The 25354-nt window shown below is 41.9% G+C and carries 16 protein-coding genes; 13 read left to right on the plus strand and 3 right to left on the minus strand.

Annotation, left to right across the window (positions count from 1 at the left end; all coding sequences use genetic code 11):
• Positions 1–26: 26 nt before the first annotated feature.
• The 4 genes from P2W71_RS27825 (at position 27) to P2W71_RS27840 (ending at position 5576) form a co-directional block, all read left to right on the plus strand.
• Positions 27–1421 carry a SusE domain-containing protein gene (locus P2W71_RS27825; RefSeq protein WP_276374832.1) on the plus strand — a complete coding sequence of 465 codons (1395 nt, stop codon included), beginning with the start codon at positions 27–29 and terminating at the stop codon, positions 1419–1421.
• A 64-nt stretch (positions 1422–1485) separates the two neighbouring features.
• Positions 1486–2688 (plus strand): glycosyl hydrolase 53 family protein, encoded by a 1203-nt coding sequence (locus P2W71_RS27830; protein WP_276374833.1) that lies wholly within the window; start codon positions 1486–1488, stop codon positions 2686–2688.
• Entirely contained in the window at positions 2675–5296 is a 2622-nt protein-coding gene (locus P2W71_RS27835; protein ID WP_276374834.1) for a cellulase family glycosylhydrolase, read from the plus strand. The genes P2W71_RS27830 and P2W71_RS27835 overlap by 14 nt, the downstream gene beginning before the upstream one ends.
• A gap of 124 nt (positions 5297–5420) precedes the next feature.
• Positions 5421–5576, plus strand: a complete 156-nt coding sequence (locus P2W71_RS27840) for a hypothetical protein (RefSeq protein ID WP_276374835.1) — start codon at positions 5421–5423, stop codon at positions 5574–5576.
• Between the two features lie 3 nt (positions 5577–5579).
• Here the strand turns inward: P2W71_RS27840 and P2W71_RS27845 are convergent, their stop codons facing one another.
• Both P2W71_RS27845 and P2W71_RS27850 read right to left on the minus strand, forming a co-directional pair.
• Positions 5580–7973 carry an ABC transporter permease gene (locus tag P2W71_RS27845; protein ID WP_276374836.1) on the minus strand — a complete coding sequence of 798 codons (2394 nt, stop codon included), beginning with the start codon at positions 7971–7973 and terminating at the stop codon, positions 5580–5582.
• 237 nt (positions 7974–8210) lie between these two features.
• Positions 8211–9569: a D-arabinono-1,4-lactone oxidase gene (locus P2W71_RS27850; protein WP_276374837.1), complete on the minus strand. Its 1359-nt coding sequence runs from the start codon at positions 9567–9569 to the stop codon at positions 8211–8213.
• A gap of 551 nt (positions 9570–10120) precedes the next feature.
• Here P2W71_RS27850 and P2W71_RS27855 point away from each other — a divergent pair.
• The 7 genes from P2W71_RS27855 (at position 10121) to P2W71_RS27885 (ending at position 21036) form a co-directional block, all read left to right on the plus strand.
• The gene (locus P2W71_RS27855) at positions 10121–12292 is read left to right on the plus strand and encodes an HYR domain-containing protein (RefSeq protein ID WP_276374838.1); all 2172 of its coding nucleotides are present in this window, start codon (positions 10121–10123) and stop codon (positions 12290–12292) included.
• Between the two features lie 20 nt (positions 12293–12312).
• Complete coding sequence (locus tag P2W71_RS27860) at positions 12313–13227, plus strand: type IX secretion system membrane protein PorP/SprF (protein WP_276374839.1); 915 nt, start codon at positions 12313–12315, stop codon at positions 13225–13227.
• 10 nt (positions 13228–13237) lie between these two features.
• Complete coding sequence (locus P2W71_RS27865) at positions 13238–14836, plus strand: hypothetical protein (protein WP_276374840.1); 1599 nt, start codon at positions 13238–13240, stop codon at positions 14834–14836.
• 7 nt (positions 14837–14843) lie between these two features.
• Positions 14844–16946, plus strand: a complete 2103-nt coding sequence (locus P2W71_RS27870; protein WP_276374841.1) for an ATP-binding protein — start codon at positions 14844–14846, stop codon at positions 16944–16946.
• A 284-nt stretch (positions 16947–17230) separates the two neighbouring features.
• Entirely contained in the window at positions 17231–18988 is a 1758-nt protein-coding gene (locus P2W71_RS27875; RefSeq protein ID WP_276374842.1) for a hypothetical protein, read from the plus strand.
• Positions 18989–19050: 62 nt separating this feature from the next.
• Positions 19051–19809: a sterol desaturase family protein gene (locus P2W71_RS27880; RefSeq protein WP_276374843.1), complete on the plus strand. Its 759-nt coding sequence runs from the start codon at positions 19051–19053 to the stop codon at positions 19807–19809.
• Between the two features lie 96 nt (positions 19810–19905).
• On the plus strand, positions 19906–21036 hold the full coding sequence (locus tag P2W71_RS27885) for an alpha/beta hydrolase (RefSeq protein WP_276374844.1): 1131 nt from the start codon (positions 19906–19908) through the stop codon (positions 21034–21036).
• A 78-nt stretch (positions 21037–21114) separates the two neighbouring features.
• Here P2W71_RS27885 and P2W71_RS27890 read toward each other — a convergent pair whose 3' ends face one another.
• Positions 21115–22011 (minus strand): hypothetical protein, encoded by an 897-nt coding sequence (locus P2W71_RS27890; RefSeq protein ID WP_276374845.1) that lies wholly within the window; start codon positions 22009–22011, stop codon positions 21115–21117.
• Positions 22012–22167: 156 nt separating this feature from the next.
• On the opposite strand from P2W71_RS27890, the gene P2W71_RS27895 reads away from it, so the two are divergent.
• Together P2W71_RS27895 and P2W71_RS27900 are read left to right on the plus strand one after the other, a co-directional pair.
• Positions 22168–22500, plus strand: coding sequence for a PadR family transcriptional regulator (locus P2W71_RS27895; protein WP_276374846.1), 333 nt, complete (start codon positions 22168–22170; stop codon positions 22498–22500).
• A 2-nt stretch (positions 22501–22502) separates the two neighbouring features.
• A complete protein-coding gene (locus P2W71_RS27900) occupies positions 22503–25208 on the plus strand; it encodes an ABC transporter permease (protein WP_276374847.1) in 2706 nt (901 codons plus the stop codon).
• The last annotated feature ends 146 nt before the right edge of the window (positions 25209–25354 follow it).

A 25354-nucleotide genomic window follows, 5' to 3' on the forward strand; every position in this document is an offset into this window, starting at 1 on the left:
AATCAAAAGAAATAAAACTGCTTCAAATGAAAAACAAGATATTACATTCAATCTACTTGCTTCTATGCTGTACGCTTTTCGCCTGCGAGGAAGAAGGCGAAAAGGCAATCATTAAAAGCAATGTTGCACCTAATTCAATACAGAATTTGTCTGGCAACTCATTCACGCTATTGTTTGATGACAGCGATGAAAACTTTGAAGAGATAAGTTGGTCGGAGCTTGATTTTGGATTTCCGGCTTCCGTCAGCGCGACCGTTGAAATAGCTAAAGCTGGAGAAAATTTTGCCAATTCGGTTGAATTGGCGACGACCTCCTCCAACGCTGTGACGCTCACGGTAGGCGAGATCAACGAGGCTTTATTGGGCATGGGGTTCTTACCCGAGGAAGCAGCTGATGTTCAACTCAGGATTCGTTCTGTCGTCAGCAATGCAATTGACCCCGTTTACTCATCGCCCCTAAATATCACGATTACACCTTATGCTACCACCTTTCCACCGATCTACATTATCGGGGATGCACAGGGTTGGAACTTGGCAAATGCGTTCGAATTGCAGAGCACGGGACCGGGTACCTATGAGGCCATCGGAACTTTCCAGGAAAATGGAAAATTCAGGTTCTTTGCCACGCCATCTTGGGACGCTCAGCAATGGGGATACAGCTTCTTTAGCGGTGGAACTGTAGCCACGGGGTTAGGTGATGGGGCGGATGGTGACTCAAACTTCCTTTTCGGTTTGCCTTCGGGTTATTATAAGATATCTGTTTCTCTAAAGGACAAAACCATTGCATTGGAGGCGTCATCGGCGCCGACGCTATTCATCATCGGTGATGCGCAAGGATGGGATCTTAACAGTGCGCTGGAAATGCATAGTCTTGGTGGTGGTCAATTCGAAGTAATCGGACAATTTCAACAAAATGGAAAATTCAGATTCTTCAGTAACCCTGATTGGGGCGCCGATCAATTCCGGTATAGTTCATTTAGTGGTGGCACCATTGACACAGAATTAGCTGATGGCGCTGATGGTGATTCAAACTTCTTGTTTACGGCAGCCAGTGGAATTTATAAGATGATGGTATCCATTAATGATAAGACAATTTCAGTTGAATCAGCTACGGAACCAACCTTGTATATCATCGGTGAGGATCAGGGATGGAATCTTGCCAACGCTTTCAAATTAACCTGGTTAGGTGGAGGCAAGTACGAGGGTACAACGAATTTCACAAACAATGCAACCTTTCGCCTATTCGACAAATCGGATTGGCCCAATGGATTTGGAAACTATCCCCACTTTGGTGACGATGGCGAGGTGAGCGCGCTGTTCGAAAATGCCAACGATGGTGATCAAAATTTCAGGTTCGTCGGAACGACGGGCAGCTATACGATGTCGGTTGACTTGTATAATTTGAAAGTTGGGATGGAGTAGATCAAAGCCTAACAGTGAATGTTTATAAAGCTTGATCTAATAGCCTCACGCTTCTTAAAAAAGTATGAAATTGAAAATGCAGACAATAGTTGGGTTGATGATTTGGGCAATACTCACGCTTTCATGCAAAGACGACCCGGAGGATGTCGTTCCGATAGACGAAACGCCTGATACTTCGATATTTTATTTTGGCGCCGACTTATCGTACGTCAATCAGATACTCGATCATGGAGGCGTATATAAAGACGGAGGTGTCATACAAAGTCCATATAAGATTTTTAAAGACCATGGGTCGAATCTTGTTCGATTGAGATTATGGCATAATCCCATCTGGACGCAACAAGTCTACGGAGCAGCAGGTACGCAGTTGTACAACGATCTCGCTGATGTTGCCAAATCAATTGCCTTATCGAAGGAGCAAGGACTTTCGGTTCTTCTCGATTTACATTATTCAGATACATGGGCTGATCCCGGTAAACAAGAAATCCCGGCAACCTGGAGGGAGATTAAAGATATCAATGTTTTGAAAGATTCCGTGTACAACTACACCTTCAAAGTATTCCAATATCTTATTGGGAAAAACTTAGCGCCGGAGCTTGTACAAATCGGAAACGAAACCAATTGCGGAATGCTTTACACCAACGCGCCGGCGGGCTTTCCAGCCTGCAATGTTTGTAACGGTGAATGGCAGCGTATGGGTATTGTCGTTAATAGTGCAATCAAGGCAGTAAAGGATGCTACCGCATCAACGTCCGTTAATACAAAAGTACTGCTGCATGTTGCAGATCCAAAAAACGTTGAATGGTGGTTTGATAACATGACCGATGCGACAAAGGGTAATGTTAAGGATTTTGATATGATCGGTTTTTCATATTACCCGATATGGCACACAACGGTTTCGCTGGATCTGATTTCGGATAATGTCTCCAAGTTCAAAACCAAATACGGCAAATCCGTTATGATTCTGGAAACAGCTTATCCCTGGACGACCGGATTTGACGATAACTATAGTAATCAGTTTGGAAGTCAGGCCGCTATAAACGGTTATCCTTACACCATACAGGGACAACATGATCTTATGGTAAAGATCACACAGGAAGTCAAGGATGGGGGAGGACAAGGGGTAATCTACTGGGAACCGGCATGGATTTCTTCTGACATGAAAGATCTCTGGGGAACCGGTTCATCATGGGAAAACAACACCTTTTTTGATTTTGATGGGAATACCATCCAGGGAATTGATTTTATGAAACATGATTTCAAGTAAAGAAACGATGCAGCCATTTATTCGAAATAGCAGACCATTATTTTTCGTTCTGATTTTATTTTCTTTTTACATTTCTTGTTCGGCACAACGTTCCGGTACGGGGAGTAATGTGTATGTCGATGACAAAGGCGTGATGCGTTGGAGCAAATCAAAAGCAGAAGTACAGGGTTTCGGAATCAATTACACCGTACCCTTTGCGCATGCATATCGCGCAGCGAAAAAACTAAATATTTCGCATAAAGAAGCGATTGATAATGATGTGTATCATTTCGCACGGCTTGGGTTTGATGCTTATCGCGTGCACGTTTGGGATACTGAAATTAGCGATACAGTAGGGAATCTCCTGGACAATGATCATTTGCAACTGTTTGACTACATGCTAAAAAAAATGAAAGAGAGAGGCATGAAATTCATTATTACACCCATCGCGTTTTGGGGAAATGGATATCCGGAGCAAGATGAAAAAACACCCGGTTTTGCACGAAAGTATGGGAAAGCGGATTGTCTTACCAATGAAGACGCTATTCAAGCGCAGGAGAAATTCTTATTTCAATTTTTAAATCACGTAAATCCGCATACAGGTATTGCATATAAGGATGATCCCGACATCATCGCCTTTGAGATCAGCAATGAACCGCACCACAATGATCCACCTGAAAAGGTTACGACATACATCAATCGGATGGTTAGTTCGATGCGAAAAACCAATTGTAAAAAACCAATCCTTTATAATATAAGTCACCGTATCCACCTGGTTGACGCATACTTCAATGCGGGTATACAAGGAGGAACTTTTCAATGGTATCCTACGGGACTTGGAGCTCAGAAAGAGTTGGGTGGTAACTTACTTCCTAATGTAGATAGATATACCGTTGCATTCGCTGACAATCCAAAATACAGGAAGGGCGCAAAGATCGTTTATGAATTTGATGCGGCAGATGTAGGCCGTTCTTATATCTATCCGGCTATGGCCCGAAGTTTCAGACAGGCTGGAATGCAGTGGGCCACGCATTTCGCCTACGATCCTACCTATATGGCGTATGCAAACACAGAATACAATACCCATTTTATGAACCTTGTCTATACGCCTCAAAAAGCATTGAGTTTGAAATTAGCATCGGAGGTGTTTCATACCATTCCGATGTACAAAGATTTTGGGAAATATCCTGCCAACACTAAGTTTGACGCTTTCAGGGTAAGTTATGAAGAAGATCTTGCTGAAATGGTTTCGGACAAAAAATTAATCTACACCAACAATACAAGATCAGCTCCTTCTTCATTGAATAAACTAGAGGAAATTGCCGGCTTTGGAAATTCCCCCGTTGTCATGTATGAAGGTGCCGGTGCTTATTTTGTCGATAAAATAGAAAGCGGTGTCTGGCGCCTGGAGATTATGCCCGACGCAATATGGATACAAGATCCCTTTGGGAAAAACAGCTTGGATAAGAAGGTTGCAGTCGTGAATTGGAGAACGTGGCCGATGACGATCAACCTACCCGATGTGGGAAATGATTTTGTTATTCGTGCATTGAATAATAATAACGCATCCGATACTAAAGTACAAGGTCAGACTTTTAATGTGTCCCCCGGTACTTATCTGCTAACACGCAAAGGTTTAAACACTGGTGTTAACGGGAATACGAAATGGAAGAATATTCTTTTGAAAGAATTCACCGCACCCAAGTCAACACTTGAATCCACCTATGTGCTTCATACCCCCGCAACACAAATTCATGAGGGATCTTCGTTGACGATCGAAGCAACCATCGCTACTCCGAATGAACCAGAAGCCGTCGAGATAACTGTTCTCTCCGGGCTGAGGCCTAAAATATTCCATATGAAAAAAGTTTCTGGCTATACCTACATTACCACTATTCCAGCGGAAGAAGTGAAGGAAGGGTTTTTAAGATATTTTATCACTGTTAAAGAAAATAAAAAGGCCATCACATTTCCGGGCGCAAAAAATGGAAATCCTGGAGATTGGAATTTTAGCGCCATGCATCCCTACGAAGTAATCGTAGTTCCGGCATCAGCTCCGATTTATATTTTCAATGCATTCTCTGATAATGATGAGTTATCAAGGCCTTGGAATAAAAACACTTCATTCGTGCCGAAAGCCGAGCCAGGTAAAGCGGAGATCAGGATGAACCTGGAAAAATTATTTGATGTTGATCCTGAAAATCCGAAAGCGAAGCGTGTACATGATTATTCGATGCGATATTATTTCGGCAATAAGATTGTGGGGCGCCGATCCGGCATCGCAGATAAAAATGAAATTGTCTTCCATGGAAGATCCCTTACATCAAAACCTTGTTGGGTACAATTGGCACTCGTTACCAGGCAAGGACTGGCGTATGGTGGCGTTATAAAGATCGACTCAAATTCGGCAGATTATTCGCTTGCCTTATCCGAACTGAAAAAAGTCAACCTGGTTACCTTGCCGCGGCCGTATCCTACCTTCCTGCCGTATTTTTTTGAACCGGATGTCGATACAAAATTTAACCTGAACGACATAGAGTCTCTGCAAATTTCTATCGGTCCGGGAATCCCTGAAAATGAACTGGGGAATAGCCATGCCTTCGCCATTGAAAGCGTGCGACTCGAATAGTAGTAGGCTGGAAAGTTGGTTGCTTCGCAATGACGGCTACCAAGGTATACTGACAGCGGAGCTAAGGCGGAGTTAAGGCGAAGCTAGCGTCAGGTTTTGTTTGCAACCTGTAATTCTGTCAGTAATGAAAATAATCCTGATAGGAGACTCGGTTTGGGAGTATGCGTTAGAATACGTTCAGCACTATCTGCCTCGATTTTTGGCTGTCGTTACTTTGTATTCGATCGCAGAGGGTACAAGCTGCATACCGAATCCTGTCAAAGCATTGAAAGAAGAATAACGCTCATTCGCTTCGCAATGATTCTGCGGGATTTGCCATTGCGGCTTTCGCGGATCGGTAGCCTACTGTAATAAAAGCGATCAACAGCGTGATCCCTATTCCCGACAAGAATATGGAGGGCCCTATGGTTATTTTGTAGGCAAACTCTTGCAACAACTTGTGCATGAGTATTCCTGCGATAGGTGCAGCCAGGAGAAATCCAATCAGGATGAGTTTCACAAATTCTTTTGAAAAGAGAATCAAAATACTCTCTACAGAAGCCCCTAATACTTTTCTAACACCTATTTCTTTTACTTTTTGGTTCGCCATAAAGGAGACAAGACCAAATAAACCCAGGCAACCGATAATAATGGCAATGCTTGAAAATATTGTCAACAGGGTTGATATACGACGTTCTCCTTTGTATAAGTTTTGTATCTGTTCGTCTAAAAATTCGTACTTGAAAATATATTCTGGATAGGCCTCTTCCCAGCGTGATTTCACCTCGTCTATGGTGCCTTGCATATCAACTGGATTTATTTTGATGGACAAACTTTGATATTCGTTAATGTTATTTAAAAGCACCACTGGCTCAATGGCACGCTCCAGCGATGTGGTGTTGAAATTTTTAACGACTCCCTTTATGGGTAAATTGTTACCCCAGAAATCAAACTCTTTTCCCAAGATGTCATCATTGCTCTTAAATCCTGCTTGCTGAACAAATTTTTCGTTTACCACGGCGGCAGTAACACTATCGATATCTCCGAGTTTTGCTCCAGCGATAATGTCAATTGAATACAAATCAATGTAATCACCGTCTACCTCTTTTACTTGAACTTCCATGGGCTCACCGTTGACCGTAATGGAAGAACTTTTAACTGCGCGGAATGAAGGGGGCGCATAGTTTAAACTTGCTTTTTCAACTCTTGGCAAACGAAGTAGTTCATTTTTTAAAGAGCGCATTTTATTTGGACCTGAAGCCTCCTCAGACCTGGGGATAGGTACAACAATAATTGCATCTTTATTAAACCCGACATCTTGTTGCTGAAAGAAATTTAATTGCTTCGAAAGAACAAGCGTACCGATGATAAAGAACTGGGAAATAAAAAACTGCAATACGACAAGACTGCGACGCAACATATAGCCCGAAGAATTTTTATTGTTAAGCTGCGTCTTTAAAGCTGATACCGGCTTAAAACCTGAAACAACAAAAGCAGGATACAATCCTGAAAAAAGTGTTATGGCGCTAATCAAAATAATTAGGAAGAGCCACAGTGTCACATCTTCCAGCAGATTCAAGGTTAACGAAGATTCTAAAAGGGTATTGATGAAGACAAGAAATACTTGTGCTGCACCGAGCGAAATCGAAGCAGCGATGCAGGTAACAATAAACGCCTCGCCGAGAAATTGCAGAATCAGCTGACTCCTTGTACCTCCGAGAATCTTTCGAATACCTACCTCTTTTGTTTTTTTAATTGCCTCTGCAGTTGTGAGATTGATAAAATTAATACACGCTGTAACGATCAAAAAAATTGCAATTATACTAAAAACATAAAAAGCCTCTTTTGGCATTCTTGTATTGTAATTGCCTCCGCGCATGTCACTATGAATTGAGGATAACGGTTGTATCACAAATGTTTTGGCGGTCGGATTTCTGTCTCCATCGCCAAAATATTTCGTTGCGAACTGAGGAATCTTTTGTTCCACTTGTGCAATTGTTGAATTTTCCTTTAATAAAAAATAGCAATTGTCAGTGTCCGCCAAGTTATGCCATCCACGTTCTTCATAAGATTTTCGAATCGTATTGTAGGATAACATAAGTTCGAACGGGAGATCTGTATTTGAAGGAAAGTCTTCCATTACAGCGGTGATCTTATATTCAATGTTATCATGCACGACGGTTTTACCAAGAACATTTTCCGTTTGGAAATATTTCCGGGCAAATGCTTTTGAAATGATCGCTTCGTTTGGATCATCCAATCCTTTTTCAGCAGTGCCTGCAATAATTTTTCTATCGAAAATTTTAAAGAATGTAGGTTCGGTAAATACGACGCCTTTAGGTTCTTCGTATTTTTTCACATCACCATCATGCTGGGGAATTGTGATCAGACTCCCTCGGCGATACGACATAAAAACTACTTCTTCAGTCTCATTAAACTCATCTTTGAAGGCTTCAGGCAGAGGCGGGGGGATCGCTTGCGTGAAATTAGTGCCATCATTGCCGTTAGACTTTGAAATGATTCGATAAATCCGATCTTTTTTGGAGTGATATTTATCAAAACTGTTTCCCTCTTTTATAATTAGAAATAACACAAGACTGCCTGTGATGCCTAAGGTTAACCCGGCAATGTTGATCAATGTGTTGCCCTTTTCGCGTAACAGACTTCTAAGAATTGTTTTGAGGAAGTTTTTAAACATGTCGAATAAAAAGATAAGCGTACGTCGTGCGGATTACAAACATTAAGCCATATGGAATAAGAAGCGTAAAGACATTTTTGAACAAATGATTTGATCACTTCCGAGAAAACGTTGTCCACAAGCGGACAGCCTTACAGAAATATATGCGTGAAAATTTTGTGGCAATGTTGTTAGAAGTCTATCGTAAGGCCTGGTTTACCCGTCATTACGAGTAAACCAATAAGGTTGAAGTAACGCTCAAGCTACACCAAAGATATTTCGGTTAACAAACTCGTTCCGGAACTTTCCATCAGGATCATATTTTGATATTAACGCTCTGAAATCATTCAGTTTTTCATACCGTGATTGCAGCACTTTAGGATCCAGGGTAAACAATTTTCCCCAATGGGGCCGCACGTCAAACGGCGACAGCTTTTCTTCAATCTTCGGTAATAAACGCATTACGCCCGCCGTGTTTTGATTCAATGTAAAATGTATCGCAACACTATCTTGGTGGTAGCATGGGCTCATCCAGAGATCATCTGCTGCAATGGTGCGTATTTCCGTAATCATCAAGAGAGGTTTGATTTCATCCTTTAATGCTTGAACAGCTTTGATGGCTTCGACGGCATTTTTCCTGGGCACGAAATATTCTGCCTGCAGTTCTTCTCCGCTGCTGGGTGTAAAGCCCATTTTGAAATGTGGTAGCCTCTCATACCACGGTCCGGGTACACTCATTTGTTCGGTGCAGTTTTCCGCTGATATCTCAATGATGGGATGGACATTGCGAGTTGCTAATGTTGCTCCGAAAAATTCCTTTGGCGCTGCATACGTTTCACCATCTTTCAAAGACCGTTTGACCCAGACCTGGTTGATGTTAGAAGTTTGCCAGTCTGTAAATAAACTCACACTATACCCTGCAGACATAATTTCATCAAAATGGGTTTCGAGTTGTAGTATAGGCAAGTTCAAATAGACTTCTTGCTGCATGGAAAAAGTCGGAACTAAATCCAACGTAACTTTGGTGACAACCCCAAGACATCCTAATCCAACTACCGCACCCAGGAACTGATCACCATCTTTTTCTTTTGAAAGTAAAACCACATCGCCATCGGCTCTTACAAATTCGATCGCGGAAATGGAGGTCGCTAGATTACCATTGCCCACACCTGACCCATGGGTTGCCGTCGCACATGCACCAGCTACTGAAATGTGCGGAAGGGAAGCCAGATTGTGAACGGCAAACCCTTTCTCATGTAGCTGTTTACAAAATTCACCGTAGCGCATACCGCCTCCGGTAGTAACTGTTTTCCCCTGAGAATCTAAAGTTACGAGGGAGTTGAGATATTTTGTTGATAACAGGTTATCCCTTGAGTCAGCAATCTGGTTGAAGCAATGACGTGTGCCCAACGTTCGAAGGCGTGTGCATTTCCTGACAATTTCCTGTACTTCTTCTACCGTTTTAGGTTCAGCAATTTTCGTAGTGCTATAGGTCAGATTGCCCGCCCAATTTTTTAATTGTTCAGTAGGTTTGTCCTGGTTGCACGAAGTGATATTTGCCAATACAGTGCCGGTCATAAGGGTAGAGGTAAGTTTAAGAAAAGTACGTTTTTTCATAAAGGCTGGTAAAATTGTGTTCGGTGTGCGTTAAATAAAAAATGCCTTGGTGCGGTTTATTTGCTCGTTCAACAGCATCAATGTATTCAAAATCATATTGCTTTCACACTTGGCCCATGTACCATTCTTTACTCAGACTTCATTTTTATGGGACATAGTTGACTTGCCTGAATGATTACTGTAAAGTAGTGAATGTATTCCAAACAGCGATGAAAGGTCATTTAGCCAAATAGAAGTTACTATTTGATGGCTAAAAGGCAATAATCGGTGGTGTTGTGGTACGCGCTCGTTGGAGGATTAGTCTTTTTTAAATTTTAGACTGAGCTGCGACACTCATGATGTAATAGTCTGATTTTGTGATAATTATGATTCTATGCAAATGGGATAATGAGTTACTATCGCAGCCCTGTGCGGATGTATTGTTGCATTCAAAATACACCAGCAATTGTAACGGAATTAGGCAAAATTTGAAGGTTTAATTCCACTTTTTGACCCTCGGTGAAAACACCTTTGATTAGTAGAAGATAAGAATATTGTTTCCATCGCAGATAATGAGGTTGCGTACTTTTTTCACCAGACTGATTCAAGGGATTATTATCGGATCCTCCCTGATGCTGGTAGCTGTTCAAGGCTACAGCCAGGGATGTAATTGCCCCCCGGTGAATACTTGTGGGACCTGTCAGGGTGGAATAATTGAACTGACCTTGCGCAATAATGGTCCATTGGCTCTCGTCAGCGCGTATGACGGCGGGGATCTTCGCTATTTTGGATGGGTTAACACAGGCAATTCATTCACAGTAACGGGCTCCCTGTGGGATGGAAAATTTCAAGGTAATGATTTAGACATTCACGTTGTAGGATTCCCTGTAACAACGATTCCCACTACTTGCGGGGCCAGTGTATATATAAACTCCATCTTTGGAAATTTTACCATCGTAAATGGTGAAAGTAAAAATGGTGGAACGTTATGTTGTTCACCTGCAGACACGGATAATATTCGACCGACTATTTCAGGCTGCCCAACCAACATTCAGGTTGTGCTCAATCCGCCTGGCTGCTCCGTCCCCGTCAATTGGACACCACCGACTGCTAATGATAATTGCGGGGAGGTCGTTCTGACTTCTACTCATAATCCGGGCGCGAGCTTCACAACGGGTATTACACCGGTTGTATACACGGCGACCGATGATTACGGTAACACCACGACCTGCTCTTTTACGGTAACCGTTACGAACAATTCAAACCCAGTCATTACGGGTTGTCCAACCAATATCACTGTTCCAGCTAACGCCTCATGCAGGGCAACAGTAAACTGGACCGCCCCAAGTATAGCAGGAAACTGCGGCGTTGTTTCTTTGAACAGGACCCATAGTCCGGGCAGCATTTTTTTAGTCGGAACAACTGTCGTTACATATACCGCTACCGATGAGATTGGAAGAACTTCAACCTGTTCGTTTAACGTAACCGTTGTCGATAATACCAAACCAGTCATATCAGGTTGTTCTCCTTCCGGAATTAACGCGATCGCCGATGGCTCTTGTATGGCAACGGTGAATTGGACCGCACCGACGGCTGTCGACAATTGCGTATCGGTCACTATGACGAGCACCCATAAGCCCGGCGACAAGTTTCCGATCGGAATAACGCCGGTGACTTATACCGCGACTGACGCCGCCGGAAACTTTTCTACTTGTACTTTTAATGTTACTGTCTCTGACGTAACGGTGCCCATATTCGCCGGATGTGCAGATGTGGTTGTACAGGCAGGACAAACATGTCAGGCGAAGGCTACCTGGACACCACCAACTGTTACAGACTGCAGTACAGTGACGATTTCACGCTCGCATAATTCAGGAGACACTTTTCCTATAGGCACAACGGAAGTCACTTATTCGGCCTCAGATGGGAGAGGCAACACTTCAACCTGTAAATTCAAGGTAATCGTAGAGGATAAACTACCACCTGTCTTTAATTCTTGTAATGCAGATGTGATAGCGACAGCATCTGATAATTGTTCCGCTATTGTTCAATGGACAGCGCCTACAGCAACCGATAACTGCGGGGCCGTGCAATTAACAAGATCTCACACGCCTGGTGAAAGCTTTCCAATTGGTACAACAGAAGTCAAGTATACGGCATTGGACCAGCACGGAAACGCTTCTATATGTAAATTCAATGTAATCGTAAAGATCGCAGCACCGCCTGTTCTTGCCAACTGCCCAGAAGAGATACATTTGAAAGGTAACGAAGTTGGTGAAGCGCAAGCATCGTGGAACCCACCCACGGCCACTACAACCTGTGGGGACTTAACGTTAACAAGCTCGCATCAACCGGGAGATATTTTTAGCGTCGGAACGACAGAGGTCCAATATCAGGCAAAAGACATCTCTGGTAACATTTCGATATGCAAATTTAACGTAGTGGTTACGCGTCAAGAAATCATTCTTGATATCGGTAAAGTGGTTACACCTGATGGAAATGGTGTGAACGACGAATGGGTGGTAACAAACATTGAAAAGTTTTCTAACAATAAAATTCTTATCGTCGACCGTTGGGGCAGCGTGATATTTACAGCCTCAGGTTACAACAATGAGAGTGTAGTGTGGAAAGGGTATAACCAGAACGGAAACATGGCGCCAACCGGGACCTACTTTTACACGATTTCAGTAAGATACGGCCCGTCGGTTTTTGAGAAAACCGGTTTCATCGAATTAATAAGGTAATGGACAGATCCCCAAAATATATGATCCCTCATTTTTTGCGGACAGCGGTGATCTTGCTCATAGTTGTATTTCCATGTACCGCCCAACAGAAAGTGCAGTTTACACAATACATGTTCAATGGGCTGGTAATTAATCCAGCGTACGCAGGTGCAGACGAAGCGTTAAACCTGACCTTCATTCAACGCAAGCAATGGGCGAACATTGAGCATTCGCCAACCACGCAAAGTTTATCGGCACATACGCTCTTCAAGAAAAAGAACATGGGCTTAGGCTTCACGTTGATCAACGATAAAATTGGGGTACACAAAAACCTTAACGTTCTTTCAAACTTTGCCTATCATCTGAGGGTGAGCAAAAATTCGTATTTGTCGATGGGTATTCAGGCGGGAATCCATAATAGAAAATCCAATTATGGCTCGCTCGCTGGTAATTCCAATATAGATCCAAAGTTATATGATGCCACTGTCTCATATACGGCCTTTGATTTAGGCATGGGCATTTATTACCGAAGTCCCAGGCTTCACGTTGGTTTTTCCGCGCCAGAAATTCTTCCGGAAAGATATTCCCTTAATGACACGATGGAAATCAATCTGCGTGAAGTGAATTTCTTTCTCTTCAGTAAATATAATTTCGAGGTTACGGAATTCATTGATTTGGAACCTAGCATGCTTTTTAAATTTCTCAAAGGCGTTCCCTTGTCTTTTGATTTGAATCTAAATTTTATTTATAGGAAGGTTCTTACCCTCGGTTTATCGTATCGAAAAAGTGAGTCGATTGATTTTATGATGAAAGCGCAGGTCACACCCCAGCTTCAGTTTGGTTACGCATACGATCATCCCATTGGTGAGATTTCAAAGATGAGCAACGGTTCTCATGAGTTGATGGTAAGTTATGTTTTCAGGTACATTCAATCTAACATAAGCTCACCAAGGTAGGAGATAACGAATGAAAGGCAGATCATTATATTTCGTCGTGTTGATTGTCGTAAGTAGTGCGATCGAATCGCACTGCCAGGAGACGGTCTTCGCGTTGTTAAAAAATGATTTGGTACTTGCTAACGAATATTTTGAAAATGAGAATTATGGCAAAGCGTTGGAGCTGTATTCGATAATTGCGCGCAAATCTCCTTCCAGGGAGATTGATTTGAAAATTGCCCGGTCATATCATTTTCTTAAGCAGTATAGTTTAGCCATAAGCGTTTATGAGAAACATCTTCCGTCGCTCGTCGCTGCTGATTTGTTTTATTATGCCGAGGCTCAATCAGGTATTTCAAATTACGAAAAGGCCATCGAATCCTACCAACACTATCTCTCCAACACTCCGGATGATCCTTTCATTATTAAAAAGATATGGCGGCTAAATAATGTTCAATTCTTGTTCGAGGACTCCGCTCACTACGCTGTAAAACCCTTGACGGTAAACTCCCAGTTTGGTGAACTTTGTGCCGTGCCTTATAAAAACGGCATTGTATTTCTTTCCAATCGTAAAGGTGTTAACCCTGTTGAGAAGCTCAATGCCTCACGACACACGCCATTGTATAAAATGTATTTCTCCAAAGTCAAACAGGACACAACAAATTATGACAGCGTTTACTTTGAAACACCTAGCAATTTTAACAAGGCCAAGTATACAGGCTTCCAGGCGGGACCACTTGATTTCTATAACGGTGAGAAAAAAATGGTGTTCACCTCGACCGCAGGAAGAAAAGCAAAAGGAGCACCCCAGACGTTAAAACTTTATTTCGCGGAATACACAAACAATGACTGGAAGATAACTTCAACATTTCCTTATAATAGCGAGCAGTATTCCGTCAGCGACCCCGCTATTAGCGATGATGGCAAAGTGTTGTTTTTTTCATCCGATATGAAAGGCGGTTATGGAGGAAAGGATCTTTATAAAACTGAACTCATAAACAATCAGTGGACAAAGCCGGCGAATCTTGGTGAGATAATTAACACCCCGTATGACGAAGTCTTTCCGTTCGTGCATAATGGTACGCTTTATTTCTCTTCCAACGGCCAGGCTGGATTAGGTGGCCTTGATATTTTTAAAATGGAATTGGCAGCAAATTCGGATGAGCCGCAAAACCTTGGATATCCGCTAAATTCAAGTTTTGACGACTTTGGAATTGTTTTTGACTCCTTGAACAACCATGGATACTTCTCTTCGAACCGAAGCAACGGTGGATTTAACGATGACCTCTACGAATTTGATATGGACTTACAAACCTATCCGATAACGATTTCCGGATCAGTAAAATATAAAGAGCATAGTTGGAGCGATTCGCTGGATTTGAAAATAATATCAAATGCAAAAATTTCACTCATTGACAACGTGCGAAATTTAACGATAAAGGAAACGACCTGTGATGCAGATGGTAATTTCACGATAGAAATTCCCTATTACAGCAAGTACAAACTCAAGGTCGCCGGAGAGGATAACGATGAGAATTTTGTCAGTTTGGAGTTGCCCAAGCACAAAAGATCTAATCACGAATATGAGATCGTTATTGTAAAAGATGCTTTTAAGTTGAACACAAACTGAAGTTGATATGAAGATGAGCAAATCAGAAGAAGGCAAGAACGTAAACCCGTTGAGAGCGACGTTGTTTGTGATCGGAATTATTTCTTTTGTCGTCGCAATGCCTTCGCACGCGCAGAAGAAGCAGATGGTGCAAATTAAAACATTTGACCAAAGTCTTGCACCTTTTAAAAATCTTGATGTCTCGATCAATGGCAAAGGATACATCACAATCGGGAATAAAGGATCGGCATTTGCTGAACTGCTTGATGATGACTTTCCAATCAAGTCAATTACAGTAAAAGACGAGAAAATGGAAGCCGCCTCATGGAATTACAGCAAAGGTATATTGGAAATAATTATCCGGAATAAAAGTTATCACCTTAGCGCCGTCATCGTTCAGGATCAAAAAAACAAACCGCTGCCCAATGTAAACGTGACATACCAGGGGCGGAAGACCATTTCGCTTACTACCAACAGTTCAGGTGCACTTGAAATTCCACTGGCACTGGATGAAAAAATAAATTCGTTGAACCAATTTTCAGTTCCGGATTTTAAAGTTGTGAAACTAGACATGGTAGACGGTAAACATATCTTGACCCTCCAGGTAGCAAATGCAAAGAATGCAAACGAAGAAGCGAAACAACAGAAAAAGGTATCTTATTTTAATGACTTTGATCTGTCAAAGCTTGACTCAATTCAATCGCTTACCGTCTTCTATGCCATCTTCAAAAACTATCAGATCAAAGATATGAGCGAAGAGGCCAGGCAAAAAATCGACGCAAAGTTCAATCAATTGGTGGCGCAGTTGCAGAACTCCGGAAAACCCAGTGACCTTAAGTTCATGGGAAAAATATCCGACTCCTCTTATGTAAGTGATGATATTAAAAATCTATTATCGCGCGCGGAGGAAGAAAACCAGACGCTGGAATTACAAAGATCTGAGTTTGATCAAAAGATCCAGATCATTCAGGAAAAACTTGCTTCGGGTATTTCAAATCTTGATGAAACAACGCGCATGAATGTTTTATCAGACTTAACCAGACTAGAAAGTCTGCTGATACAAAATGAAGGGAAATTTTACAAAAATCAGAATGACTATAAAAGTCTCATCAATTCATTAAAGGAAAAGTATTTTGATGTTACAGACTTGGAAAATAAACTCTTCGTCAGTGAAGCGCAACGCCTGGAAGAGCAAAAGGCGTTTAGACAGAAATTATTCATCACCCTTGGGGTATTGTTCTTTTTCACCATACTTAGTTTGATGTTGGTATACTTTAGTGATAAACTTAGGAAACAGAAGAAAGAACTGGTCCGCGTGAATGGTGAGATCAACAGGATCAACGAAAACCTGGAAAGCCTGGTAGCTGAGCGGACACGTTTGCTTGAGGAAGCAAATAAAGAGCTCGACACATTCTTGTACAGAGCTTCACACGATTTGCGTTCGCCTGTTTGTTCCATCATTGGCCTTTGTAACATTGCTTTGCATTTATCGAATGGCGAATCCAAGGAGTTGGTTGAAAGGGTTGTGCTCACTACCTCTTCTATGGACAAGCTCCTCAAAAAACTTAGTATTATCAGTGAAATCAATCAACCTACCAATTTTTCTTCCATCACCCTATTGGATTTACTGGAGAACGTCCGGGCAAATTTTGGTAAGGTCATCGATGAACATAAAGTAACGTTCACTGTAAATTGTCCGGCTGATTTAGTGATGTTTTCCTATCCAAATTTAGTGGAGACGATTTTGGCCAATCTTGTGGAGAATGCTTTGTTTTATGCAGTAATGAAAGATCCTAAGAATGCCACGGTGGCGCTATCTGCTTCCATAAAAGATAATGGAGTGGAGATCAGTGTTTATGACAATGGTATTGGGGTGGAAGAAACGATTAACAGCAGGCTTTTTGATATGTTCTTTAAAGGGCATGTAAATTCCAAAGGCAACGGGCTTGGTCTTTACATCGTTCAGAAGTCTGTGCAAGCATTGAACGGAAAGATAGAAGTCGAATCGGAGGTGGGCAATTACGCAAAGTTCATCGTCTGGCTACCGCTGCATTTAATGACCTTTGGCGATACACTCGGGGCTCCGGTTGATGATCAACAAAAATTCGACACCTTCGAAATGATACAGTAAGCGTTAACGACTGTTTTCTTCGCCATTGCCGGTCACATCAAAAAGGTGTGATAAACGCAACTGTACACGTTCCCAGGGCAAAACGACACGGCCCAAAATATATCTGATGAATTTCTGGGCCACTCCGCGTTGTTTGAACTGGTCAGGATTACTCACTCAAAAAAAATCGCTGGCAGCAAAAGTACCTCCGCCCGCGTAACCTAACTGGTTCCACATTAGGCATAACTTCCTGGTATGATGAAACGTATATCAGTTTTTTAGCACCTTTGTAGAAACGTTGAGTTGTGGAAGATACCCGGCGGAGTGAAATAAGTCTTGCGATTTTCCCCTTTGAGAACCTGACCGACCACAATGGGATGGAGGTTTTTTGTAAATCGTTTTACATCGACCTGGTGACTGAGTTATCACGCTTTCAGCAATTCAGAATCATTGCGAATGAGGCTATTCGAAACCAGGATACAGACTATAGTATCAAAGGATCTTTTCGTTATCAAAATGATATTCTCAAGATCAACGCCCAACTTACTTGCAATCAAAATAATCATATAGCCTGGGCAGAACGATTTGAAGGCAATAAAGAAGCGATTTTTTCTATTCAGGAAGATATGTTGAAACAGATTGTTTCAACATTGCAATTACAGCTTAATCGTGATCTGCTTGTCCGGCTTCGAAAAAAATCACCCGTTAACCTCACGGCTTATGAACATTGGCTGTATGGAATGGAGGAGTTAAAAAAAGGAACTTTAGAAGCAGACGAAAAAGCACGCGCTCATTTTCAACAAGCTATTGAAATTGACCCTTCATATTCATTGGCTTATTCGGGTATGTCGCTCACTTACTTCAATGAGTGGAGTTGTCAGTTATGGGAACGATGGGACGTCTGCCAGCAAGGAGCATTCGAATGGGCAAAAAAGGCTATCGAGTTGAACGATCAGGATAATGTGGCAGCATTGGTGTTGGGGAGGATTTACTTGTATGAAGCCGAGTACGAGATCGCGGAGCACTTTTTGAGGCTGGCGCTTCGACTCAATCCAAATGATACCGAAAATTTAATTCAGATAGCATCTTGTTTCGTATTCCTGGGCAATTTAAAGGAAGCCGAAGAACTTTACCGGAGAGTATTGGAATTGAACCCAACAAATTCACATTGTTATAACCAAGTTGGCGCTTTGATTGCTTTTGAAAAAGGCGAGTTCGAAAAATCAATTGCGCTAGGATTGGTGGCCAACGTTACCTGGGTTGATTTTACGGCAATGATGGCCGCCGCTTATTATGAGCTTCAGGATTTTGATAATATGCACGGGTGGTGGCAAAAGTTTCTTCAGGAATTTCAAAGGAAAATTTTGAAAGAAGGGAATGCAGATTCGGCAAAAGGATTACAGTGGATCATCAATGTAAGTCCATTTAAAAATAAAACACGCTTGTTACCCTTCTGGGAGTTTATCGCCGGAAAGAAAATTATAGCTCCGGAGCGTAAATTTTTGAAGACAACGCCTCCGGAAAATAATTTCTTTTTTAAAGAAGACGAAATCTGGCAAATTTCTTACGATGGAAAAGTTGTTTTGATGACAGAGATAAAAGGCTTTTTCGATCTGGCGAAGTTATTAGCACATCCCGAGCAACAGTTTCATTGTACCGAACTCATGGGCGGTGGGCTCGAAACGAAAGCAGAACTGGTATTCGATGAAAAAGCCAAACGATCGTACCAAAAGAAAATCCTTGAATTAAAAGAAGAAATCCAATGGTCGGAGAATAATAATGATCTTCAACGAACGGCAAACTTGCACAAGGAGTACGACGACATTGTCGATCATCTCACGTCATCATTAGGCCTCAAGGGCAAAATCAGAAAATCAAACGACACGCTTGATAAAACGCGGTCGGCCGTGACCTGGAGGATTCGCAATGCGATTCAAAAGATAGAGAAAGTTCATCCCATGCTGTCGAAGCATTTGAATGCCTCTGTCAAAACAGGAATTCTTTGCAGTTACGTTCCTGAAAAACCAATAAGATGGCTTACCAGCGATAATTTACCTTCGTAAGTTTACTTCACTCACAACGTAAGTCTAAAACTTACGCCTAATGGGGCATAACATAAACAAATATGCCAACACCATTAGACATTTTATTGGACCCGATTTCTATCATCATCATTTCCATGTATGGAATTTTAATGCTTTGGGAAGCTCTTTTCCCAGGGAGACAATTACCGGAAATTAAATATTGGAAGCTGAAAGGGCTGCTTGCGTTTGCGATTTTCTTTTATGTCTCTTCGTATCTGCCGATGTTCATCAATCCATATCTGGAGCCATACAGGCTGTTTGATCTTACAGGACTGGGTACTTTATGGGGCGGCATCGTTGCTGTACTCTTGTATGAATTCGGGGTGTTCGTCTGGCACTTAGGCATGCATCGGAGCGAATTTCTTTGGAAAACTTTTCATCAGATGCATCATAGCGCTGAACGATTGGATACTTACGGCGCATTCTTTTTCAGTCCCCTGGACATGATTGGATGGACTGTTTTGAGCAGCGTTTGTTTTAGTCTTATCGCTGGACTCAGTCCACAAGCCATTACAATCATGCTGTTGGTTACAAATTTCTTCAGCATCTTTCAACATGCCAATATAAAAACGCCACAATGGCTGGGGTATATTGTGCAGCGTCCGGAAAGCCATACGTTACACCACGCCCGGGGCATTCATAAATTCAATTATTCTGATCTTCCGTTGTTTGATATCATCTTTGGAACCTTTCGAAATCCAAAAGATTTCGAACACGAGACAGGCTTTTACAACGGTGCATCTGAACGCATGATCGAGATGCTGCGGGCCAGGGATATTTCTACGCCGAAAATAAAGTAAATCTTTTGGAGCTCGGATTGATAGGGTAGTCGTCAGGTTACTTTGCTGACACGACGACTGCACCCCGATCTGATTCTCGTTATAAATAATAACAATATGAAAACTGTAATCCCATTACTAATTATTCTGTTTACGTCCGAGTCTGGCTTCGCACAAAACAACACGGACGCCTTCATATCAGAAAAAAAATCATTAGATCTGAAAACGGGTATCTGCCTGAGTTATGTCGAGGCTGGAAATCCGGATGGTACGCCTTTGATTTTTCTGCACGGCTACAGCGATACCAGCAGATCTTTTAAGTCCGTAATGGAAGACCTTACTCAAATCAATAAAGATGTTCGCGTTATAGCCCCCGACTTACGAGGCCATGGTAATTCTTCCATGCCTGATGAAGATCGTTGTAAAGCAGCCCCGGAAAAATGTTTTACGCCCGATGACTTTGCTAAAGATATCATTGACCTATTGGACAAACTGAAAATTCAGAAAGCACATGTTGTTGGACATTCCATGGGAAGTATTGTCGCTCAAAACCTGGCACTAACCCATCCTGATCGAATTTCCAGTATCGTTTTAATTGGAGCGTTTGTAAATGGAAAAGAATGCGTTGCTATACAGGAATTTCTGTTGCACGATATGCTTGAACAGGATTGGCGATGTACGCTTGAAACGAAGCGTAACTTTCTCTGGCCAGACAATGCCTATTCTATTTTGCCAATGGAAGTGGGTGATAAGATAACGACTTTTTTAAAAGAGAATTGGGTTGTTGAAACCGCAGCCACCAAAGAGTTTTTAAATGACGTATTTAATGAAACTATTGCCGTACCATTGGGAACCTGGATAGGTGCTATGCGAGCGTTAGGAGAAATTGATTACCGTGCCGCATTGCAAAAGCTTAAAATTCCAACCTTAATTTTATGGGCAACGCACGACGAGGTGACAACGGCAAAAGATCAGGAACAAGTAAAATCTGCATTTCAAGCTGCAGCCAAATTGCAGGCACCGAATGTCATTTACAAAGTCTATGGAAAATCAATTTTCGCGGGAACCGAACCTCCATACAATGACCTGGGGCACAATATGCATTGGGCAGCTCATAAAGCCGTAGCAGCGGATGTAAATTCCTTCATCCTTGAGGGAAAGGCGCTGACTAACTTGCCGTGTGTTAATCCCTCTGATGGAAAAGTGATCTCGCTTGATAGTCTTAACGCAATACAAACATTGAAATAACTGATCAACTAGCGCTAAATATTTAAGTTGCAATTTCAGGTTTGACAATTGAAAACGTTCCGAAAAAGACCTCGCTATTTAATTTTTAATTGGAAGTTTTTCAGCAGAAATCCACTTCACGTCATAGTCGGAACTATAGAAAAAAAATTCATTGTCTGGTGTCAGGTATGAACAGTACTCATATGTGGGTGTATTAAATCTTTCACCTAAGTTTGTTGACGAACTCCAGGGTGCATCGACTGCCTTTCGGGTTGCATAATATAAGTCACCTTGCCCAAAACCATCGGGGCGATTTACAGAAGTGAAGATAATAAATCGCTCATCTCTTGAAATGAAAGGATCATGTTCCATTTCTGTTGTGTTAACCGCTGGCCCCAGATTTACTGGAGTTGAGTATTTATCGTTTACAAATCGACTTACATAGATGTCGTGAGACCCATAACCACCGGGTCGGTTCGAGGCAAAATATAAATTGCCATTAGAAGAAAGAGATACATAGTATTCAGTGCTGTCTGAATTCACTTCCTGAATATTTTGCGGTGTAGACCATGTTCCATTTTTTTCCGGATGTATTACCCAGATATCAAAATCACCAATGGTATCCAAAGCGTCCTTGGGTTTGTCGGATATAAAATAAATAGATCCATCTGGTACGATAAAAGGATCCGCTTCTGAATATTCAGTGGTCGAAAACGGTGCAAGAACAGGGGTCTGCCAGGTGTTTCCCTCGAATGCCGTCTGATAAATATCGTATTTTCCACCCTGCGATCGAGCAAAATAAAACAGTTTTCCATCATTGGAAAAGGCTGAGTTAAAATCTAACGAATCAGGGCGACTTACGATGTTCGGCAAAAAAAATAAGGCAATAGAATCCGGTTGCTCTTTGGGATAGCTAATATGGACTTCGGCCTTTTCTGAACATTGAACAAGCAGGAAAACGATGATGACCAGATAGAAATAGTAAACCGTGTGCATGGATATTTTAAGTTTCAACATCAAAAACGTTAGCGATAAGCAAAGACATCATAAATCACGAGGTTTCAAGTTAAGGTTTTTAATTTTTTCCCCTCGGATGTAACCTTTATTTTTATCCGGCGTCTAATACATAATTATCTTATGTATTAATCAATTATGCATTCATCTGAATTGTTAAAAGGTACGCTTCAGACCATTCTCCTGAAGGTTTTGAAAGACCATGGAAAAATGTATGGATATGAAATTACGCAACGTGTCAAGGAATTGTCTGAAGACAGAATTTTGCTCACGGAGGGTGCGTTATATCCGTCACTTCATAAACTGGAAAGCGAGGGGATATTAAAAACAGAGACAGTGATGATGGGAAAACGGGTGAGGAAATACTATTCATTGACGCCGGAGGGGCGCAGTCTGGCTAAAGAACGCGTAAACGAATTCGTTGATTTTATTAAAACGATGTCGAATGTACTGCAATTGCAAATGGGTTAAACATGGCGCACCTTACCAGCGATCATATTGACTACATTAAAAAAGACCTGGCCTATCGCGGCATTGTAGTCGAAGGTATTGACGAAGAGTTAACAGATCATATTTGCGATGGCGTGGAAACCGAACTTCAAAAAGGAGGTCGTTTTATTGATGCCTATCATAAGATACTGCGATCCTTCGGGCATAACAACGGGTTGCGCCACACGCAAACTCAAATTCTTAAATTAAAAAATCAAACTGCCAAACTCATGATCAGAAATTATTTTACGATTGCATTTCGATCGCTAAACAAGCATCGGTTTTATTCCTTTATTAACATCGCTGGGTTGGCCATTAGTGTTGCGTCGTGCCTGGTCATTGTATTGTTCGTGATCAATGAGATCAGCTACGATAAGCACCATGTTCAAGCTAACCGGATTTACAGAGTAAACAGTGAAATTAAACTCAACGGGAATCATTGGAAGTTAGCCGTTGCCCCGGCGCCACTGGCGGGAACATTCTTGCAAGACTATCCTGAGATAGAATCAGCGGTACGTTTTCGTCAGCGCGGATCACATTTGTTAAAGGTAAATGGTGCTGCAGAAAGTTTTAAAGAAGAAAATTGCGTTTGGGTTGACAGTACTTTCTTTAAGATCTTCACTGTTCCAGTAGTTGCAGGTGACCCAGGCAGTGCGTTGAAAGAACCAAATACGATTGCGATCAGTAACTCATTGGCCAATAAATATTTTCCGGGTGGTAACGCATTAGGGCAAAGTCTCATCCTAGATAATGATCTTAATTGCACGGTGACGGCGGTATTCAGCGACATGCCAGATAACAGTCACTTTCGCTATGACGTTCTGATCTCGTTAAGTACACTAGAGGAAGCAAAGTCTACAACCTTTTTGAGCAATAATTTCAATACCTACCTGTTGCTCAAGGAAGGCGCGGACCCGAAAGTATTGGAATCCAAGTTCCCTGATTTTGTATACAAATACATTGGACCTCAAGCAGCAGCAGCGTTGGGCGGAGATTTTACAATGGAAAAATTTATTCAAAGCGGAAATAAAATTGAATTTACGCTGATGCCATTGCTGGACATCCATCTTCATGGTGCGTGGAGCGGTGAAATGCGGGCCAACGGAGATATCACTTATGTATACTTGTTTGCCGCCATCGCACTCTTTATACTCGGCATTGCTTGTATTAATTTCATGAACTTATCAACCGCGCGCTCAGCGAATCGTGCAAAGGAGGTAGGCGTAAGAAAAGTTTTAGGCTCCCTGAGACTGCACTTGATACGTCAGTTTTTATTGGAATCCATCATGCTGAGTATGGTGGCATTCATCCTGGCCGTGGGATTGGCTTACCTGTTTATTCCAGTATTTAATGATCTTTCATTAAAACAACTCGCTCTGCCGTTCAACAATCCATTCTTTTATGTGCTCTTGTTAATCTTTGCCTTAATAATTGGCATGATTGCCGGATTATATCCTTCGTTTTTTCTTTCGGCTTTCAAACCAATTAATGTATTGAAGGGGCAACTTTCTTTAGGTATGAAAAGTGGTTTTATCCGCAGTGCATTGGTAGTATTTCAGTTTGTTATTTCCATTTTTCTGGTTGTTGGTACCCTTACCGTTAACCGTCAGTTAAATTACATCCAAAACAAAAAAATAGGATTTAAAAAGGATCAGATTCTGGTGGTAAATGACGCCTATGCCCTTGGGGATAAACTGCAATCTTTCAAAGAAGAAGTATTGAAAAACAGTTTCATAACGAATGGGTCGATCACAGGTTTTCTTCCGGTAGAAGGTACCTGGCGGAATGACAACTCATTTTGGAAAAAAGGGGGGGAGCCCACACAGGACAATATGGTGAGCTTGCAAAACTGGGATGTTGACCATGATTATATTGAAACGTTAGGAATGAAGATCGTACAAGGTCGTAATTTTTCAAAAGACATACCATCCGATTCGTCGGCGGTTATTATTAACCAGGCGGCCGTTAAACGATTTAACCTTGAGCCGGATCCTATTGGCATGGAAATCACAACCTTCACGAATTTGTCTGGTGGCGGCACACCTGACCCTACTCAAACCCGCTCATGGAGAATCATCGGTGTCGTGGAGGATTTTCATTTCGAATCTATGCGACAAGATATCAGAGCGCTAGGATTGTTTTTGGATTCTAGTCCCGGCAATGTAATTTTTAGTTTTCAGGCGAAAAATGCGCAGGATGTTATTCTCGCGGCAGAAAAAAGCTGGAAGGCACTTGCCCCGGGACAACCATTTCAATTTTCTTTTCTGGATGAAGATTTCGGAAAGATGTATGCTTCAGAACAACGCCTGGGCAGAACGTTCGGTACCTTCGCAGGCCTGGCTATATTTATTGCATGTCTTGGATTATTTGGTTTAACCGCTTTTACTGCTGAACAGCGCACGAAAGAAATTGGCATCCGCAAGGTATTAGGTGCATCAGTAACAAGCATTGTAATTTTATTGTCGAAAGAATTTGGCAAGCTGATTCTCATAGCATTTGTGTTGGCTGTGCCGATGGCATGGCTTGCCGTGGACTGGTGGCTTAAAAATTACACGTATAAAGTTGAAATTGGAATCGGTATGTACATGATGGCAGGAGGATTTGCTTTTCTGATTGCCTGGCTCACCATGGGGTATCAATCAATTAAGGCTGCCCGTTCTAACCCTGTCAACTCCTTGAGAAGTGAGTAAGTTAAAAAGAGTTACAAAGCATTGTTGGATGACGTAATTCTTTGATACTTGTATTTTTTTAATAATCTGAAGAGATTACGTTTGATCATATTAGCTTTGATGCACGTCCACCAAAATGTGGAAGCCTCACACTTAATGAACACTTA

Source organism: Chryseolinea sp. H1M3-3 (assembly GCF_029360725.1).
In the GTDB taxonomy this organism is placed as follows: domain Bacteria; phylum Bacteroidota; class Bacteroidia; order Cytophagales; family Cyclobacteriaceae; genus Chryseolinea.

Excerpts from the sequence above, each read along its gene's own strand:
- P2W71_RS27825 (WP_276374832.1), top strand. The coding sequence starts at position 27 with ATGAAAAACAAGATATTACATTCAATCTACTTGCTTCTATGCTGTACG.
- P2W71_RS27830 (WP_276374833.1), top strand. The coding sequence starts at position 1,486 with ATGAAATTGAAAATGCAGACAATAGTTGGGTTGATGATTTGGGCAATA.
- P2W71_RS27835 (WP_276374834.1), top strand. The coding sequence starts at position 2,675 with ATGATTTCAAGTAAAGAAACGATGCAGCCATTTATTCGAAATAGCAGA.
- P2W71_RS27840 (WP_276374835.1), top strand. The coding sequence starts at position 5,421 with ATGAAAATAATCCTGATAGGAGACTCGGTTTGGGAGTATGCGTTAGAA.
- P2W71_RS27845 (WP_276374836.1), bottom strand. The coding sequence starts at position 7,973 with ATGTTTAAAAACTTCCTCAAAACAATTCTTAGAAGTCTGTTACGCGAA.
- P2W71_RS27850 (WP_276374837.1), bottom strand. The coding sequence starts at position 9,569 with ATGAAAAAACGTACTTTTCTTAAACTTACCTCTACCCTTATGACCGGC.
- P2W71_RS27855 (WP_276374838.1), top strand. The coding sequence starts at position 10,121 with ATGAGGTTGCGTACTTTTTTCACCAGACTGATTCAAGGGATTATTATC.
- P2W71_RS27860 (WP_276374839.1), top strand. The coding sequence starts at position 12,313 with ATGATCCCTCATTTTTTGCGGACAGCGGTGATCTTGCTCATAGTTGTA.
- P2W71_RS27865 (WP_276374840.1), top strand. The coding sequence starts at position 13,238 with ATGAAAGGCAGATCATTATATTTCGTCGTGTTGATTGTCGTAAGTAGT.
- P2W71_RS27870 (WP_276374841.1), top strand. The coding sequence starts at position 14,844 with ATGAAGATGAGCAAATCAGAAGAAGGCAAGAACGTAAACCCGTTGAGA.
- P2W71_RS27880 (WP_276374843.1), top strand. The coding sequence starts at position 19,051 with ATGCCAACACCATTAGACATTTTATTGGACCCGATTTCTATCATCATC.
- P2W71_RS27885 (WP_276374844.1), top strand. The coding sequence starts at position 19,906 with ATGAAAACTGTAATCCCATTACTAATTATTCTGTTTACGTCCGAGTCT.
- P2W71_RS27890 (WP_276374845.1), bottom strand. The coding sequence starts at position 22,011 with ATGCACACGGTTTACTATTTCTATCTGGTCATCATCGTTTTCCTGCTT.
- P2W71_RS27895 (WP_276374846.1), top strand. The coding sequence starts at position 22,168 with ATGCATTCATCTGAATTGTTAAAAGGTACGCTTCAGACCATTCTCCTG.
- P2W71_RS27900 (WP_276374847.1), top strand. The coding sequence starts at position 22,503 with ATGGCGCACCTTACCAGCGATCATATTGACTACATTAAAAAAGACCTG.